The organism is Winogradskyella psychrotolerans RS-3, assembly GCF_000427335.1.
GTDB lineage: Bacteria > Bacteroidota > Bacteroidia > Flavobacteriales > Flavobacteriaceae > Winogradskyella > Winogradskyella psychrotolerans.
Map to the genome: position 1 here is coordinate 1 of NZ_ATMR01000077.1, position 16495 is coordinate 16495.

A 16495-nucleotide genomic window follows, 5' to 3' on the forward strand; every position below is an offset into this window, starting at 1 on the left:
AAACTAATGTATTTAGTTGCTTTTTTTTTAGGATTAGTAACCATCGAGTTCGAGGTCACTAGTCCTTATAATTAGTTCATTTTCAGCTATTCCAAATTCTATATTGGGAATGCCATCGTTATTTCTATAGCTTGCACTACTTTTCTTTCCTTCTTTATTGTTAAGACTGATTTTTATACTTATAATCTCACCTAATTTATTCCGTTTTAACTTTGTGTATTTCACTGAGATACCCTGTTTTTTCATAATATTTTTTTGCGCTTCTAAAATGTAATTTTGACTAGTCTTTGAAATGTAAACCAAAGATCCACTTTTTGAGATGTCTTCTGTGTCGATGTAACTTGTGCTATATGATATGCTCCATGGATCACCTTTTTTTGTGCTTTCTTTTTCTGGGGTAAAAATAAAAGTTTTATCCTCTGTAGAGTCGTTTCTGTTTTTCGATATAACTTCTACAACGCCGTTGGTACCTTTTTCTCCGTATTTTTCTTTGGCTTCTTTTTCTTTTAAAACTGAAATACTCGAAACAGTTTCTTTAGTGTATACTTTTGTTAAGTCAGATTTGGATATCTCTTTACCATCAAGAATATATAATAAATTATCCTCTTTTGGAAATTGAGCGTTCGTATCTGTATTTTTATAACTTTCTTTTAAAGGGTTATTCGATTTTGTTGTAAGAACAATAACACCATTCTGTCCTTTTTTACCATAAGCATTAAGAGCATCTTCGCCTTTTAAAACAGTCATACTTTCAATATCATTAGGATTAATAGTTTTTAAATAACTTGAAAGAGTAGGTTTACCATTTACAATTAGTAATGGTTTTGGATTCTGAAGATCATATCGTGTATTGTAAATTGCCTTATTTGATGGATTATGAATTGTAATTTCTTTACTTATAATTTTAGGTTTAGATCCATCTTCATAATAAAAATCAGATTTTTTGTTGATTTGATTCTTAATCTCTAAAGAATCCATAGAGAAATAAATAGTGTCTTTTGAGCTATTACTAGTATTTAATTTTCTAATGTATGTTTTATGTTTAGGCGTTCGGCTTTTAAAATAGGAGCTATCTTCAACTATAACTTCTAGGCTATCACTATCATAAGAGTTGTGTTGAAGATTACTATTTGGATTTAATTCTTCAAATATTAATTCTTCGTATATATTATCGGTATTTTGAACGACTTCAACTCCAAAACTCCCGTCATCATCCATTTTAAATTCAAAAGGGGTAATACCATCTTTGTCTTTAACATGGTAATTCGTGGTGCCATTTTCTGTTTTAAAATCAATATTTAAATTCGAAATTTCGCTGTTTCTGTTTCGCTTTATGTGTTTTATGGTCATGGTGACATTCTTAGACTTTAACCATATTTTCATTTTGTCTAAGCTTTCATCGCTCATATTTTTTGTAAACTTAACCTTGATATTTTCAGTTGTGATGGCATCAATAATCTCAGTTGTGTTGGTGTTTTTAATGATGTCATTTTGAACTTCAACATAAACAGTTTCCGTATTCATACTTATTAATAAACCAGCTAAAAGCGGAAGAATTAAAAAGTACTTAAATAGATTTTTTTATTTGATCTCGATTTGTTTAACATAAGGATTCGTTTTTTGATTGATGAATTATAAAAATTATTAGATACTATAGTAGCGTGATTAGTAACGCTGGTTTTTAGTAATAAATGTTGATATTCTTTAGTGGTGTTAGTAAGGGATTGTGTTTTAGAATCTGCGATATATTCTAAGTTTTGGCGCACTTCTTTTCTGTATAACCAAATTAAAGGGTTGAACCAAAATAGAATACAGGCCAATTGTGTACTGATAATATCTATAGAATGAAATTGGTTAACATGAACTTTCTCGTGTGTTAGAATAAGTTGAAGTTCTTCTGTCTCATAAGATTCCGGATTATAAACAATCCATTTAAAAAATGAAAATGGTGAAATTTTATTATCTACAATAACATAAGTAAAATGTTGGTCTTTGTGTTTTGGATTTTTTAGAAGGAGTAAAACTAACGAGCCAAACTGAAAAACAAACTGACCGGTAAATGCAATCAGTCCAATACTATATAGTATTGGAATAAGTTTATACCAATCAAATGCAACTTCAGGTTGTGCTGTAGTTATAAAATTTGAAGGCGCAGATGATATAAAGGTTGTTACTTCATTTGCTATAGGTTCAACAGGGATATAAACAGGAATCACGATTAAGGGAAAAATCAATGCAAGTACTAAGCCAGTTAAAAGAAACCATCTATTGTGTTCAAAAAATGTCTCTTTCTTAAGAAAAAAGTAAAAACACAGATACATTATGGCGATTACGGCTGATGCTTTTAGTAGATATTCCATAATTATTTTTTATTTTCTATTAAGGCAATAATCTCTTTGAGCTCATCGACACTAATTTTTTCTTCCTTAGCAAAAAATGAAACCACATTTTTGTATGAGCTATTAAAGTAATTTTCAATGGCAGTATTCATAAACTTGGTTTTATAATCTTCTTTGGTTATAATAGGAAAGTACTGATGTGTTTTGCCATAGGCATTGTAACTAACATAGTCTTTTTCTTCAAGATTTCTTATAATGGTAGAAAGCGTGTTGTAATGTGGTTTGCCTGCTGACATCTCTGCTAATACATCTTTTACAAAAGCTTTTTCTAACTTCCATAATATGTGCATTATTTCTTCTTCTTTATTGGTTAACTTTTGCATAGGAATAGAATCTAGTGTTAATCTTGAACTCAAATGTATAACTATTTTTGTAGTTATACAACTGTAAAAATAGTTTTATAACGTAAAATATAGTTTTAGTAGGTGTGAAAATGAAATATTATCTTTGCGGAAATAATAAAAACTTGTAACTAAAAATAAGATAGAGGATGAGTGTGTTTTGGGTAATTGCTGGATTAGCGTTGTTAGTTGTTGGTGGTGATTTTTTGGTGAGGGCTTCTGTTGGTTTATCTTTTAAGCTTAAATTATCGAAACTGGTTATAGGAATGACCGTTGTATCTTTTGCAACCTCTGCACCTGAATTATTAGTGAGTTTACAAGCCGCTTTAGAAGGAGTTTCAGATATAGCCTTAGGAAATGTAATAGGTTCTAATATTGCAAACATTGGTTTGGTTTTAGGAATAACAGCCCTTATTTCGCCGTTAGCAGTAGATCGTGAGTTTTATAAACTGAATTGGCCAATGATGATGTTATTGTCATTTGCACTGTATTATTTCTTGAAAAATGATGGAGTATTATCCGCTATAGAAGGCTTATTAATGATGATTTCGTTAGTTGTCTTTTTAATAGTTTTAATTAGAAGTTCTAGAAAGTCTACCAAAGCAAACATAGAAGACGTAGATGATGCATTAGCTGTTGTGTCTAACTTTAAAATAGTAATGTGGTTGCTCATTGGTGCAGCAGGATTATATTTTGGTTCCCTTTGGTTAGTCGACGGAGCTAAAGAATTGGCATTATCAGTAGGAATTAGTGATTATGCCATCTCTGTTACTGTCATTGCTATTGGTACAAGTGTACCAGAATTAGCAGCTTCTGTTATTGCGGCATTAAAGAAAGAAAAAGCTATTTCATTAGGAAACCTTATCGGTTCAAATATATTTAACATCGCTTCAGTATTAGGTCTTACAGCAATGATAAAACCTATCGTTGTTAATCCTCAAACTCCAGAAATATTATCAACTAATATTTTTTGGATGATTGGTTTTGCGGCTATTCTAATTCCATTTATAATCATCCCAAAACGTTTTGAAATAGGAAGAGTGAAAGGAATGTTGTTATTCGGTTCTTATTTGGTATTCATATATATAGCGCTTAAATAAATGATAGACTGCATTAATGATATATGATGGAGATAGAGTAGTGAGTTACTTTTTGTAATCATTTAAAGATTATAGAGTATTAAAAAGAAAGCCTCATGAAATCATATTTTTTGAGGCTTTTATGACTATTATAATGACTCATTAGTTCTATCATTTGTAACAATAAATTACGTGGTACTATTTTGAATTTCCACTTTTAAACTTAAAGATGGTTAATCCAATACCTAAATTGTGAGTATTAAATTTAGTGTTGTATACTCCGCTAGGATAAGTTCTTAGTTGATATTAGATGAGTGTTATTATTAAACCGTTGAGGTACTCTAGTCGTTTTGCATTTATATTGAATTAAAAATAGCATCTAAAAAGTAGTAGAAAAAGAAAGCCTCCTGAAAATATATTTCAGGAGGCTTTTTTATATCGTAAACAGAGTTACTAGGAAGTTATTCTGCTTATTTTGTAACAATAAACTTTTTAGTAATGCTTGAGTTTCCAGTGGTAACTTTATATACATATAATCCTGCAGCTAAATTACTAGAATTAAATTCTGCTTTGTATACTTTACCTGGGTAAGCCTCCTCATTGAATACACGACCAACATTACGACCGTTAATATCAAATACCTCTATCGATACGTTACCAGTTGCTTGAGGTGTAAATTCAATATAAGAAACACCACTTGTTGGGTTAGGGAATGTTCTAAAGCCTAATTCTTCAGCATTCACTGTATTTACACTAAGTAAACTTTGTTGTTCAGCGTAAGCTTGGTAATCAAATTCTTCACAAGTTCCTATAGCAATTACACCATCAAGGTCATAGCCGTCTTCCGTTGTTGTTAATTCGTCATTATTTACAATTTTCACGTAGTAAATAAAGTTAAACCCTCCAGCGTCTGAAATATCAATTGTATTATCTGATTTACATACAGTACCTGCAAAATGGTAATTGATATCATCAGCAGACACATAAACGTTAGCATACTCTTTGTAACTGTCACATCCTAATGAATTTCCAAAAGTAGTTTCAACAATTACTAAGTCCGGACCTTCTTGGTTGTAAACAGCACCTCCAAATGTTAATGTAACTTCGCCACCGTATCCTAATGTTGTAAAAACGTAATCATCAGTTGATTCTGGCTCTCCAAGAACATTGTTAGGGGTTTCAGTTCTAATAGCGTCAATAACACCACCATTCTTTTTAGTTCCTTCAACGTAGTTAAAATAATCTACTGCGTAACATCCAGCGGGTGTAGGTAAAATTGGTTCGTTACAGCCTGTTAAAGCAACAACGCCATCTAAATCAAAGCCATCAGCAGAAATAGATCCACTAGGTGTTGTATCTACAATCTTCACTTCTGTAATATAAGATAAGAAAATAGGTGCATTGCTAATATCTAAATCTCCTGCGTCATCTGTAAGAACTGATCCAATAAGGTAAAAATCGATACCGTTTTGAGATACATAAATATCAGCAGATTCTGGGTAGCTTGCGAATGATGCGTTACCAAATGTAGTTTCAACAACTTCGATATCTGGACCTTCATTATTGTAAACAACACCATCAAAACTGATAGTAACTTCTCCGCCGTAACCTAATGATAAAAAGTTTAATGAATCATCCATCTGAGGTTGGCCTAAAGCTTTGTTTGTGTCCATGCGCTCAGCAACTGTTAATGCATTTCCATTATTATCTAATCCTGGGATGTAGTTCATAGCTCCTGAACCATAACAAACGTCACTAGGAATATCTTCACAGCCATTAACTGCTTCGATACCATCTAAATCGTAGCCATCGCCAGCTCCATATGTTATATCTGTAATTCTAATTTGAGTAACGTAATCTAAAGCAACATCTTCAAGGTCTATTGCTCCATCACGACAAACTGTACCGTATTCAACCCATGTGTCACCATCTTGAGATAGCTCTACTAATGCCATTTCATCGTCATATCCACTACAGTTATCCCCAGAAAAAGAAGTTTCATAAATCATTATGTCAGTTCCGCGCTCATTGTATACAGCTCCGCCTAATGCAAGAGTAATGCTTCCTTTCATACCTAAAGTATAAAATCCGTTAGCAGCGTTTGATTTGTCTGGTGCATTTAAAGCCGCATTAACATCTGAGCGACTCGCAAGTACAGGATTACCATTTGATTGAGTGCCTTGGGTTGAAGCAATCACTTCGACAGCATTACAGCTACCTTGTGAATTGTCCTGAAAGGCATTCATGTTAATTGTCATAAAAGTAGCAGCTCCACATAAAATAGGAAGTAGGTGCTTAGTAAAATTTTTCATAAGTGTTTGAATTTGGTTAATAACAATGCAATATTATAACCGTATGGATTAGCAGCCTAAAAAAGGCGAAGACTATCTTAAAAAGTCGGTAAAAGGAAAGGATTTGCTTTAAAAAGCAGATTTTATCGTTGTAAGGAAATACTCCTTAGTTCTTATGAAACTCATAAGTATGAGCGAGATACAGTAATAAGTGAAGTTGATTCTTGAGAAGTGTGTTGTTTACTTGTAAATAAACATGAGATTAAGTGTGTTTTAATCTTAATATATATTAAGGAGTAAAAAAGTCGTCTAGAAAATACTTTCTAAACGACTTTAAAATTTATTAAGTTGCTAATTAAGAAATATCAGCACTTTTTACAGTTTTTACAATTCTACCAGCAATTTTGTATGGATCACCATTAGATGCTGGTCTTCTATCTTCTAACCAGCCTTTCCAGCCTTTCTCAACTACTATAATAGGAATACGTATTGAAGCTCCTCTATCTGAAACTCCCCAAGAGAAATCATTAATAGATGCAGTTTCGTGTAAACCGGTTAAACGTTGATCGTTAAACTCTCCATAAACAGCAATATGTTCTTTTACTACAGGACGGAAAGCTTCACAAATTTTAGCGTAAGTTTCTTTATCCCCACAAGTTCTTAATACCTCGTTAGAGAAGTTGGCGTGCATACCAGAACCATTCCAGTCCATATCTCTACCTAATGGTTTTGGATGATATTCAATATAGTAACCGTATTTTTCAGTTAAACGGTCTAGTAGGTATCTAGCGATCCAGATTTCGTCTCCAGCTTTTTTAGCACCTTTTGCAAACAATTGGAATTCCCATTGTCCTGAAGCAACTTCTTGGTTAATACCTTCAAAATTTAAACCAGCTTCAATACATAAATCAGCATGTTCTTCAACTAAGCCTCTTCCATGAGTATGTAACCCACCTACAGAACAGTAATACATACCTTGTGGTGCAGGATATCCACCTATAGGGAATCCTAATGGCAATTGAGTTTTAGTATCCATAATAAAATACTCTTGCTCAAAACCAAACCAGAAATCATTATCATCATCATCAATAGTTGCTCTACCATTAGAAACGTGAGGTGTTCCATCTGCATTTAAAACTTCTGTCATTACTAAATATCCGTTGATTCTATCTGGATCTGGATAAATAGCTACAGGTTTTAATAAACAGTCAGAAGACCCACCTTCAGCTTGTCTAGTAGATGACCCATCAAAAGACCACATGCCTAACTCTTCTATAGTTCCTTTAAAGTCTTCGTGCTCTTCTACCTTGGTTTTACTTCTCATGTTTTGAGTTGGGAAGTAACCATCTAACCAAATGTATTCTAATTTAATTTTTGCCATAATGATTGTTTTGTTTATCAGATAATAATGATACAAATATTGCTATTTTTTTTTACGCATCAAAAAAAATGGGGGTATTTAGGAGAATTGTACTTAATTATTGCAGACTACCCTAATTTTGTATAGGTAATTGTCTATTTTTTAAATATTTTGTATTTTTGACCTTAAAAATTAATAATATGTCAACACTCAGATTTCATGCAGTAAAAGCATCTTTAAAAAGAAAGCCATTAAAAATAAAAGAAAATAAACGCCGATCCGAAATCTTTGGTTCTAATGTTTTTAACGAGGTAGCGATGCGTCAATATTTAACTAAGACAGCTTTAAATAGTGTTTTAGAAGCTATTGAAAAAGGGACTAAGATAAACAGACTTGTAGCAGATCATATTTCTACAGGGATGAAAGAATGGGCCATTACTAAAGGGGCAACACATTATACACATTGGTTTCAGCCATTAACTGGTGCCACTGCAGAAAAACATGATGCGTTTTTTGAAACTATTGGAGATGGACTTGCAATTGAAAAATTTGGTGGCGACCAATTAGTACAGCAAGAACCGGATGCTTCTAGTTTTCCGAATGGAGGTATCAGAAACACATTTGAAGCTAGAGGTTACACGGCATGGGATCCTACATCACCTGCTTTTATATATGATAAAACATTATGTATTCCAACTGTTTTTGTGTCATACACAGGAGAGGCATTAGATTTTAAAACTCCGCTTTTAAGAGCCTTACAGGTGGTAGATAGTGCAGCAGTTGCTGTGTGTAAATACTTTGATAAAAACGTAAAAAGCGTCAGAACCTCTTTAGGTTGGGAACAGGAATATTTTTTAATAGATACGGCCTTGGCATTGTCTAGACCAGATATTTTATTGACCGGAAGAACGCTATTGGGACATTCACCTGCAAAAGGTCAACAATTAGATGATCATTATTTTGGTACTATTCCTGCAAGAGCGATGTCGTATATGCGCGATTTAGAACATCAATGTATGCTATTAGGAATTCCTGTAAAAACCAGACATAATGAGGTGGCTCCAAACCAATTTGAATTGGCTCCGATATTTGAAGAAGCTAATTTGGCAGTTGACCATAATTCGCTGCTAATGGATATTATGCAGAAAATTGCCAAGCGGCATAATTTTACGGTGCTTATGCACGAAAAACCGTTTGCAGGTGTAAATGGTTCAGGTAAGCATAACAACTGGAGTTTGTCTACTAATACCGGAATCAATTTATTGTCTCCAGGAAAAACTCCAATGAGTAACCTTCAATTCTTAACCTTCTTTATAAATACGATTAAGGCAGTACAAACTCATGAAGAACTCTTAAGAGCAGCTATTGCCTCTGCAAGTAATGATCATCGTTTGGGTGCAAATGAGGCGCCTCCTGCAATTATTTCTATTTTTATTGGTGATCAGCTTACCAAAGTGCTTAGTGAGTTAGAAACAGTAACCAATGGGAAATTATCTCCAAAAGAGAAAACAGACCTAAAACTTAATGTCGTAGGTAAAATACCTGAAGTGATATTAGATAATACAGATAGAAATAGAACATCATCATTTGCCTTTACAGGTAATAAATTTGAATTTAGAGCGGTGGGTTCTACTGCAAATTGTGCTAATCCAATGACGGTTTTAAGTACCATTGTTGCAAAACAATTGATGGACTTTAAAATTGAAGTCGATGTGTTGATCGATGAAAAAGGAATGAAAAAGGATGATGCTATCTTTAATGTCATAAGAGAGTATATAAAAACATCTAAAGCAATTCTTTTTGAAGGTAACGGTTATAGTGAAGAATGGGAAAAGGAAGCTAAAAAGCGTGGGTTAAGTAATAATAAAACAACACCTGAAGCTTTAAAGATTAAAAAGGCTAAATCTACAATAGAACTTTTTGATAGCTTAAAAGTAATGAATAAGGTTGAGTCTGAAGCGCGCTACGAAATTGAAATGGAAGATTATATTCATCATGTGCAAATAGAAAGTAGAGTCATTGGAGATATTGCCAGAAATCATGTGGTGCCAACTGCTGTGAGATATCAAAATATTCTGATAGAAAATGTAACAGGTCTTAAAACTATTTATGGAGATCGTTTTAAAGATTTTGCGAAAGCGCAATTGGTTCTTATTGAAGAAATTTCTGAACATATTGAAACGATAAACTCTACTGTAACCAAAATGACTGAGGCACGAAAAGTATGTAATAAAGAAGCTAGTTTAGAAAAGAAAGCAGATGGGTATTGCAATAAGGTGAAGCCATTGTTTCAAGATATTAGATATCATTGTGATAAGTTAGAATTAATGATTGATGATGAGTTATGGCCTTTAACAAAATATAGAGAGCTTTTATTTACTAAATAATTAATCTAATGCGGCTTATAGGTATTTGTAGCGATAATTTCACACGATGAAATACGTATATACACGTACAACTAACAGTGATAAATTTACGTTTTGTGCAGTTTGTCGATTACATTAAACTAGTTGTCGAAAAGGTGGTGGTATCATGCGAAATAATTGGGGCTAGACCTTTTAACGATACGTTTGTTTAGTATCTTTGTGGGGCTATTAATCAATATTTGTAAAAATGAAAAAGTTACTACTTAGTGTAGCAATTCTTGTTGGAGCAACACTTATTTTATCGCAAGACAATTCTAACGAATTGAAAAATGTTAATAATAATGAAGTTGTAAGTGTTCAGGTAAAGCTACCGGCAGATCTTAAAAATTAAGGTAAAATTATTAGGTGATATTTGCCTTCTAGGCTACAAGATAAAATCGATATTTCGGTTTTATCTTTTTTTTGTTTTAAAATGACTTTTTTTTATAATTATATAGTGATATTTATAACTGACTAAATATTTTCTATATTGCCAATCCCTCTTTAAATCTACAATGGAATACACTGATCTTCTAATTTAGGAGTGTATGATTTCCAAATTGAAAGCTATAGCTTTAAGTATAGCAATGATTTTAGTTTTTTTAATTCGGCTTTTTCTCAAGAAACTGATGAAAAAAGTGAAAGATCTATTAATCATAGATATGCTTTTTTTGATTATAGAGGTTCTAATGCCGTAGCTTTGGTAGGTGGTTATGTAATGATGGAGAGCGATTATCCAGAATCAGAGTTCGACCTGTACTTTAGAATCGGTTATAAGTATCATATTACAAGTTATCTCAATATAAACGTCTCATACAGTAAATACAACGTAACTGTTAATGATGTGTATAGCGAAGGCTTTATGTCTTTTGACTTAAATTTAGAAATCTTATTTAGTCCGCACACAAAGTTTTTACCATTTTTATATGTAGGTGGAGGTTATAATGCCTCTAATTATTATGTGAGTACAGCTGCAAAAGCACAAGGAGGATGTGGTTTTGAGATTATTGTCACAAAAGGTATAGGCTTAAAATTAATTGGAGAATATAATTATATGTTCGCAGACGATCATTTAGATGGTCTCATAGCTAATGAAACAATTGATACGTTATTAAGAGGCGGATTAGGTCTTAATTTGTACTTCGGTGGCAAAAAGAAAAGGAAGCTTTACGTAGAAAAATGAAAACTGTTATTAATTCCAACCTAATCATTCCTTATAATTAAACGCAATCCTTATTTTTGCACCATCAATAGAAATAAATTGTACAATGAGTAATTCTGTGAGTAAAAGATATGCGCAACGAGGTGTTTCCGCCTCAAAAGAAGATGTCCATAATGCTATAAAAAATATAGATAAGGGATTGTTTCCTAAAGCGTTCTGTAAAATAGTTCCAGATTATTTAACTAATGATGCTGATTATTGTTTAATAATGCATGCAGATGGTGCTGGTACTAAATCGTCATTAGCATACATGTATTGGAAAGAAACTGGTGATATTTCAGTTTGGAAAGGCATTGCGCAAGATGCGTTAATTATGAATATTGACGATTTACTCTGTGTTGGAGCAACAGATAATATAATGCTGTCATCAACCATTGGAAGAAATAAGAATCTAATTCCTGGAGAAGTAATTTCTGCAATCATAAACGGAACGGAAGCATTAATTGAAGATTTGAAGTCTTTTGGTGTTACTATTCATTCAACTGGTGGTGAAACTGCAGACGTTGGGGATATCGTAAGAACTATTATTGTAGACTCTACTGTAACGGCACGTATGAAGCGCTCAGACGTTATTGATAATGCTAATATTGTTGCAGGTGATGTTATTGTGGGCTTAGAATCTTTCGGTCAGGCCTCGTACGAAACCGAATATAATGGAGGTATGGGAAGTAATGGCTTAACATCTGCAAGACACGATGTGTTTTCAAAATATTTAGCAGAAAAGTATCCAGAAAGTTTTGATGCTGCTGTGCCAGAAGATTTAGTGTATTCTGGTAAGACCAAATTAACAGATACTGTTGAAAACGCACCAATAGATGCAGGTAAGTTAGTATTGTCACCGACACGGACTTACGCACCAATAATAAAAGAAATTCTTAATAAATATAATGGAGATACCGTTCACGGTATGGTGCATTGTAGTGGAGGCGCTCAAACAAAAATTCTTCATTTTATAGATGAACTTCATATTGTAAAAGATAATATGTTCAAAGTTCCGCCGTTATTTAAATTAATTCAAGAACAATCTAAAACAGATTGGAAAGAAATGTATCAAGTGTTTAACTGCGGTCATCGTATGGAATTGTATGTAAAGCCAGAAGTTGCAAACGCTATTATTGAGATTTCAAAATCTTTTAATGTAGATGCTAAAATTATAGGTCGCGTAGAAGCTTCCGATAAAAAACAACTTACAATTAGCAGTGAATACGGTACATTTAAGTATTAATTTTTTAAAACATGAAAAACTATTCTTGGTTTATATTTGGTGTATTTGTCTTATCCTCTAGTATACTTTTTGCACAACCAGATTCTTTATACTTTCAAAAGAAAAAAAATGAGCCTGTTAAGTTAGGCTGGAGAACCATCAAGGAAGTTGGGTTAAACCTTAATCAAGTCTCCTTTACTAATTGGAATTCTGGTGGTACCAATTCTATCTCTGGAATTATAACAGGTAAAGCTGAAGCAAAATACAAACAAGAAAAATGGTATTGGAATTCCAATTTCAACATACGTTATGGTCTAAACAAGCAAGAAGAATTAAATATTAGAAAAACAGAAGATGTTATAGAGGTTATTTCTAATGTTGGATTAGAAAAAGATCCAAAAAGTAATTGGTTTTATTCCGCAAAATTTAGCTTTAATTCACAGCTAGCTAACGGATACAATTATCCCAATAGAGATGAGCCTATTTCACAATTCTTAGCTCCTGGTTATATGTTTTTTGGTGCAGGTATGGAGTATGGTCGGTTTATTGAGCGGTTATCATTTTATGCGTCACCGTTTACTCTAAAAACAACCTTTGTTTTAGATAATGATTTGGCAAATAGAGGTGCTTTTGGAGTGGATCCAGCAATTTATGATTTAGAGGGAAATATGCTGAGAGAAGGTAAAAAGGTGCGACAAGAATTGGGTATATTATTAACAAACAAATTTGAAGAGGAACTTTTTGAGAATATTAAAGTGTCAAGTTTATTGCGTTTATATACCGATTATATCAATAGTTTTGGGAATATTGACATAGAGTGGGAGCTCAACTTAGATATGAAAGTTAATAAATTTGTTAAGGCCACCCTAGGTTCTCACCTGAGGTATGACGATGATATTAAAGTTGAAGTTGAAATAAACGAATTAACCAATGAAGAAAGTGTTATTGTAGGTCCAAAGTTACAGTGGAAACAAATTTTAGGTGTTGGGGTTGTCGTAGATTTAGATCATATTATTAAAAGTAATTCATCATCTTAATTCTTTTATAAGGTCCCTTCACTTAAATATTTATAATCCTCAAGTTCTGTAAGCTTTTCAATTTTTTTTGTGGAGCCATTATTCAATAAGTAAATATGATCTGATGCCTCTATAATGTGTTGATACATGTGATCTGATATAATAATAGCTTTCTCTTTTTTTCTTCTTTAATAAGTTGTTTTACAGTGTCAATATGTAAGGGTGATAAATGTGAAAACGGCTCGTCTAGAAACACGATTTGACTTTTAGTTTTTAGAATAATATAGGTTTCAATAATGCGTCTTTCTCCACCTGATAATGCATTGAATCTCGCGTTTTTATAGATTGAAAATGCTTCAAAATTCTCAATAAAAATAGGCCAATCTATCGCATATAATTTAAAAACAAAAGCCAAGGTCATTTCACTTGGGATAAAATTATACTGAGGAAGATATTTTGCAAAACCTGTTGTAAATAGTGGTTTATGAAGTGGTTTGCTGTCCAATCGAATTAGCATGTATTTTGGTTTCAGATTCCCAAAAGCAATATTGAGCAAACAACTTTTACCACAGCCATTTCTACCTAAAATAGCTGTAACTTTTCCAGTTTCAGCTTTGAGGTAGATGCCGTTTAAAATGCGCTTGTTTTTAAAGTAAAGTTCTACATTGTCTAGTTCAAAGATCATTTAGTTATCAAGTAAATTCCTGAAGTATTGTAATGAAAATAATGGTTAAAATGCAATCTAAAATAAATATTACGGAAAAAAGCGTTAAAGTAGAAAGCCCTAGATTTTTATAAAAAATTAGTTTTCGTTTGTTATTAGTCTCATTCACATAATACCATGCAAAAACCGTAAGAAATAATTTAGTCACTAATGCTGGTGCTATATGTGGATTTAAAAATCCGATAATAGCATTGGCAATAAATGACCAAACCACAAACGGTCTGTAAAATGTAAGTATAGCTAGGAATCGATACATACTAAAATAGATAACGCTTGTTTAGTGTGTTTTATTTGCTGAATTTTCCTCCAAATGATTTTTTTTAGATTAATTTATTTTTTGAGATTAAAGTAGGTTCCTGTAACATGGGTAATAAGAACCAATTTTTATCATTTAAAACTTACAAGGCTTTGTTCTTTATTCTAAAAGTGAAGACATCTTATATCTTAAAAAATTTGTATTTTTGGACTTCAATTTTTGAAGATAGATGTTAGAGAAAATACAGATTATAAAACAACGTTTTGACGAGATCAATGATCTTATCATTCAACCAGATATTATATCAGATCAACAGCGCTACACCAAGCTGATGAAAGAATACAAGGATCTCAAATTAATTGTAGATAAAGGTGAAACCTTCAAAGAAGCCTTAGAGAATATTTCTGAAGCTGAAGAGATTATTGCAGATGGCTCTGATGCCGAAATGGTAGATATGGCTAAAATGCAACTTGAAGAGGCTGAAGAAACTATTGAAAAGCTAGAAGAAGAGATTCGTTTTATGTTGATTCCTAAAGATCCAGACGATGCTAAAAATGTCGTTGTAGAGGTTCGTGCTGGTACAGGTGGAGACGAAGCCAGTATTTTTGCAGGTGATTTATACCGAATGTATTCAAAATATTGTAGTGATAAAGGCTGGAGAGTCGATGTTGTAAGTCAGAGTGATGGAACATCTGGTGGTTTTAAAGAAATTATTTTTGAAGTTTCAGGTGAAGATGTTTACGGAACTTTAAAGTTTGAAGCTGGTGTACACCGCGTACAACGTGTCCCACAAACAGAAACTCAAGGTCGTGTGCATACAAGCGCAGCAACCGTTATGGTATTACCAGAAGCGGAAGAGTTTGATTACGAATTAGACATGACGGAAGTTCGTATAGAGCGTACGACATCAACTGGTCCTGGAGGTCAGTCGGTAAATACAACGTACTCGGCTATTAAGTTGCATCACGAACCAACAGGAATGATTGTAAGTTGTCAAGATCAGAAATCATCACACAAAAATTTAGAAAAAGCTTTAAAGGTTTTACGTTCGCGTTTATACGATTTAGAGTTGGCAAAAAAACAGGCTGCTGATTCTGAAAAACGTAAAAGTATGGTAAGTTCTGGTGATAGATCTGCTAAGATTAGAACCTACAATTATCCACAAGGTCGTGTCACTGACCATAGAGTGCCAGGTTTAACACTTTACGATTTGCAAAATATCATTAATGGTGATATTCAAAAAATAATAGATGAATTAATGTTAGCAGAAAACACGGAGTTGTTGAAGGCTAATGATGATGAAATTTAAATTGAAGCCTCTTTTTTGAGGCTTTTTTTATACTATGACCACACAGCAACTTATATACCAAATCCAAAAAAGAAATCTTTCCTTTGCATAGGGTTAGATGTCGATTTAAATAAAATTCCAAAGCATTTATTAAAAGAAGAAGATCCTATTTTCGCTTTTAATAGAGCCATTATAGATGCTACACACCATGTTTGTGTGGCTTATAAACCCAACACAGCTTTTTATGAAGCTTACGGTATTAAAGGTTGGCAAGCTTTAGAAAAAACGATTAACTATCTCAACGACAACCATCCTGAAATTTACACGATTGCAGATGCCAAACGTGGAGATATCGGCAATACAAGTACGATGTATGCTAAAGCATTTTTCGAGGATTTAGGTTTTGATAGTGTAACGGTTGCTCCATATATGGGAAAAGATTCAGTAGAACCTTTTTTAGCTTTTAAGGATAAACATACCATTCTTTTAGCTTTAACCTCTAATCAAGGAGCTTTTGATTTTCAGACAAAGTCGGTTGATGGTGTAGAATTATATAAACAGGTTTTAGAAACGTCTAAAACTTGGAGGAATTCTGAAAACTTAATGTATGTCGTAGGCGCGACTAAAGCCGAGTTTTTAGGAGATATTAGAAAAATAATTCCAGATAGTTTTTTACTCGTCCCAGGTGTTGGAGCGCAAGGAGGAAATCTTCAAGAGGTTTGTAAATATGGTATGAATAGTTCTGTTGGCTTATTAATTAATTCGTCTAGAGGTATTATTTATGCATCTCAAGAAGAAGATTTCGCGGAGGCTGCAGCTCAAAAAGCCCAAGAATTACAGTTGGATATGTCAGAAATTCTGAGTTTATAGTCTCAGTCTCAGTCTCAGTCTCAGTCTCAGTCTCAGTCTC

Annotated in this window: 14 protein-coding genes and 1 pseudogene; 8 read left to right on the forward strand and 7 right to left on the reverse strand. The window is 32.9% G+C overall.

Annotated features, from left to right (window positions below; all coding sequences use genetic code 11):
* Window positions 1-33 precede the first annotated feature (33 nt).
* The 3 genes from ADIWIN_RS04975 to ADIWIN_RS04985 are packed head-to-tail and all read right to left on the reverse strand — an operon-like array spanning window position 34 to window position 2722.
* A complete protein-coding gene (locus ADIWIN_RS04975; RefSeq protein ID WP_020895402.1) occupies window positions 34-1524 on the reverse strand; it encodes a TonB-dependent receptor plug domain-containing protein in 1491 nt (496 codons plus the stop codon).
* Between the two features lie 32 nt (window positions 1525-1556).
* Window positions 1557-2360 carry a M56 family metallopeptidase gene (locus tag ADIWIN_RS04980; protein WP_020895403.1) on the reverse strand — a complete coding sequence of 268 codons (804 nt, stop codon included), beginning with the start codon at window positions 2358-2360 and terminating at the stop codon, window positions 1557-1559.
* 2 nt (window positions 2361-2362) lie between these two features.
* On the reverse strand, window positions 2363-2722 hold the full coding sequence (locus ADIWIN_RS04985) for a BlaI/MecI/CopY family transcriptional regulator (RefSeq protein WP_040756604.1): 360 nt from the start codon (window positions 2720-2722) through the stop codon (window positions 2363-2365).
* 167 nt (window positions 2723-2889) lie between these two features.
* Here ADIWIN_RS04985 and ADIWIN_RS04990 point away from each other — a divergent pair, with 167 nt between their 5' ends.
* Window positions 2890-3840 carry a calcium/sodium antiporter gene (locus ADIWIN_RS04990; RefSeq protein WP_020895405.1) on the forward strand — a complete coding sequence of 317 codons (951 nt, stop codon included), beginning with the start codon at window positions 2890-2892 and terminating at the stop codon, window positions 3838-3840.
* Between the two features lie 449 nt (window positions 3841-4289).
* On the opposite strand, the gene ADIWIN_RS04995 is transcribed toward ADIWIN_RS04990, so the two are convergent.
* Both ADIWIN_RS04995 and ADIWIN_RS05000 read right to left on the reverse strand, forming a co-directional pair.
* Window positions 4290-6131 (reverse strand): T9SS type A sorting domain-containing protein, encoded by a 1842-nt coding sequence (locus ADIWIN_RS04995; RefSeq protein WP_040756588.1) that lies wholly within the window; start codon window positions 6129-6131, stop codon window positions 4290-4292.
* A gap of 334 nt (window positions 6132-6465) precedes the next feature.
* Entirely contained in the window at window positions 6466-7491 is a 1026-nt protein-coding gene (locus ADIWIN_RS05000; protein WP_020895407.1) for a glutamine synthetase beta-grasp domain-containing protein, read from the reverse strand.
* 179 nt (window positions 7492-7670) lie between these two features.
* Between ADIWIN_RS05000 and ADIWIN_RS05005 the strand changes: the two genes are divergently transcribed.
* The 5 genes from ADIWIN_RS05005 (at window position 7671) to ADIWIN_RS05020 (ending at window position 13338) form a co-directional block, all read left to right on the forward strand.
* On the forward strand, window positions 7671-9857 hold the full coding sequence (locus ADIWIN_RS05005) for a glutamine synthetase III family protein (protein ID WP_040756589.1): 2187 nt from the start codon (window positions 7671-7673) through the stop codon (window positions 9855-9857).
* A 226-nt stretch (window positions 9858-10083) separates the two neighbouring features.
* Entirely contained in the window at window positions 10084-10227 is a 144-nt protein-coding gene (locus ADIWIN_RS20490) for a hypothetical protein (RefSeq protein ID WP_020895409.1), read from the forward strand.
* A gap of 192 nt (window positions 10228-10419) precedes the next feature.
* Complete coding sequence (locus ADIWIN_RS05010; RefSeq protein ID WP_020895410.1) at window positions 10420-11058, forward strand: hypothetical protein; 639 nt, start codon at window positions 10420-10422, stop codon at window positions 11056-11058.
* A gap of 85 nt (window positions 11059-11143) precedes the next feature.
* A complete protein-coding gene (locus ADIWIN_RS05015) occupies window positions 11144-12322 on the forward strand; it encodes an AIR synthase related protein (protein WP_020895411.1) in 1179 nt (392 codons plus the stop codon).
* 11 nt (window positions 12323-12333) lie between these two features.
* Window positions 12334-13338: a DUF3078 domain-containing protein gene (locus ADIWIN_RS05020; RefSeq protein WP_020895412.1), complete on the forward strand. Its 1005-nt coding sequence runs from the start codon at window positions 12334-12336 to the stop codon at window positions 13336-13338.
* Window positions 13339-13447: 109 nt separating this feature from the next.
* Here ADIWIN_RS05020 and ADIWIN_RS05025 read toward each other — a convergent pair whose 3' ends face one another.
* Complete coding sequence (locus ADIWIN_RS05025) at window positions 13448-14002, reverse strand: ATP-binding cassette domain-containing protein (protein ID WP_020895414.1); 555 nt, start codon at window positions 14000-14002, stop codon at window positions 13448-13450.
* A 7-nt stretch (window positions 14003-14009) separates the two neighbouring features.
* Window positions 14010-14297, reverse strand: a complete 288-nt coding sequence (locus ADIWIN_RS05030; RefSeq protein ID WP_040756590.1) for a hypothetical protein — start codon at window positions 14295-14297, stop codon at window positions 14010-14012.
* Between the two features lie 229 nt (window positions 14298-14526).
* Between ADIWIN_RS05030 and prfA the strand changes: the two genes are divergently transcribed.
* Both prfA and pyrF read left to right on the forward strand, forming a co-directional pair.
* Window positions 14527-15606 carry a peptide chain release factor 1 gene (prfA, locus tag ADIWIN_RS05035; protein ID WP_020895416.1) on the forward strand — a complete coding sequence of 360 codons (1080 nt, stop codon included), beginning with the start codon at window positions 14527-14529 and terminating at the stop codon, window positions 15604-15606.
* A 34-nt stretch (window positions 15607-15640) separates the two neighbouring features.
* Window positions 15641-16455: pseudogene (pyrF, locus tag ADIWIN_RS05040) on the forward strand (orotidine-5'-phosphate decarboxylase).
* Window positions 16456-16495: the final 40 nt, after the last annotated feature.

Bases quoted from the DNA above. Each gene is read 5' to 3' on its own strand.
- ADIWIN_RS04975 (WP_020895402.1), bottom strand. From the start codon at position 1,524: ATGAATACGGAAACTGTTTATGTTGAAGTTCAAAATGACATCATTAAA.
- ADIWIN_RS04980 (WP_020895403.1), bottom strand. From the start codon at position 2,360: ATGGAATATCTACTAAAAGCATCAGCCGTAATCGCCATAATGTATCTG.
- ADIWIN_RS04985 (WP_040756604.1), bottom strand. From the start codon at position 2,722: ATGCAAAAGTTAACCAATAAAGAAGAAGAAATAATGCACATATTATGG.
- ADIWIN_RS04990 (WP_020895405.1), top strand. From the start codon at position 2,890: ATGAGTGTGTTTTGGGTAATTGCTGGATTAGCGTTGTTAGTTGTTGGT.
- ADIWIN_RS04995 (WP_040756588.1), bottom strand. From the start codon at position 6,131: ATGAAAAATTTTACTAAGCACCTACTTCCTATTTTATGTGGAGCTGCT.
- ADIWIN_RS05000 (WP_020895407.1), bottom strand. From the start codon at position 7,491: ATGGCAAAAATTAAATTAGAATACATTTGGTTAGATGGTTACTTCCCA.
- ADIWIN_RS05005 (WP_040756589.1), top strand. From the start codon at position 7,671: ATGTCAACACTCAGATTTCATGCAGTAAAAGCATCTTTAAAAAGAAAG.
- ADIWIN_RS20490 (WP_020895409.1), top strand. From the start codon at position 10,084: ATGAAAAAGTTACTACTTAGTGTAGCAATTCTTGTTGGAGCAACACTT.
- ADIWIN_RS05015 (WP_020895411.1), top strand. From the start codon at position 11,144: ATGAGTAATTCTGTGAGTAAAAGATATGCGCAACGAGGTGTTTCCGCC.
- ADIWIN_RS05020 (WP_020895412.1), top strand. From the start codon at position 12,334: ATGAAAAACTATTCTTGGTTTATATTTGGTGTATTTGTCTTATCCTCT.
- ADIWIN_RS05025 (WP_020895414.1), bottom strand. From the start codon at position 14,002: ATGATCTTTGAACTAGACAATGTAGAACTTTACTTTAAAAACAAGCGC.
- ADIWIN_RS05030 (WP_040756590.1), bottom strand. From the start codon at position 14,297: ATGTATCGATTCCTAGCTATACTTACATTTTACAGACCGTTTGTGGTT.
- prfA (WP_020895416.1), top strand. From the start codon at position 14,527: ATGTTAGAGAAAATACAGATTATAAAACAACGTTTTGACGAGATCAAT.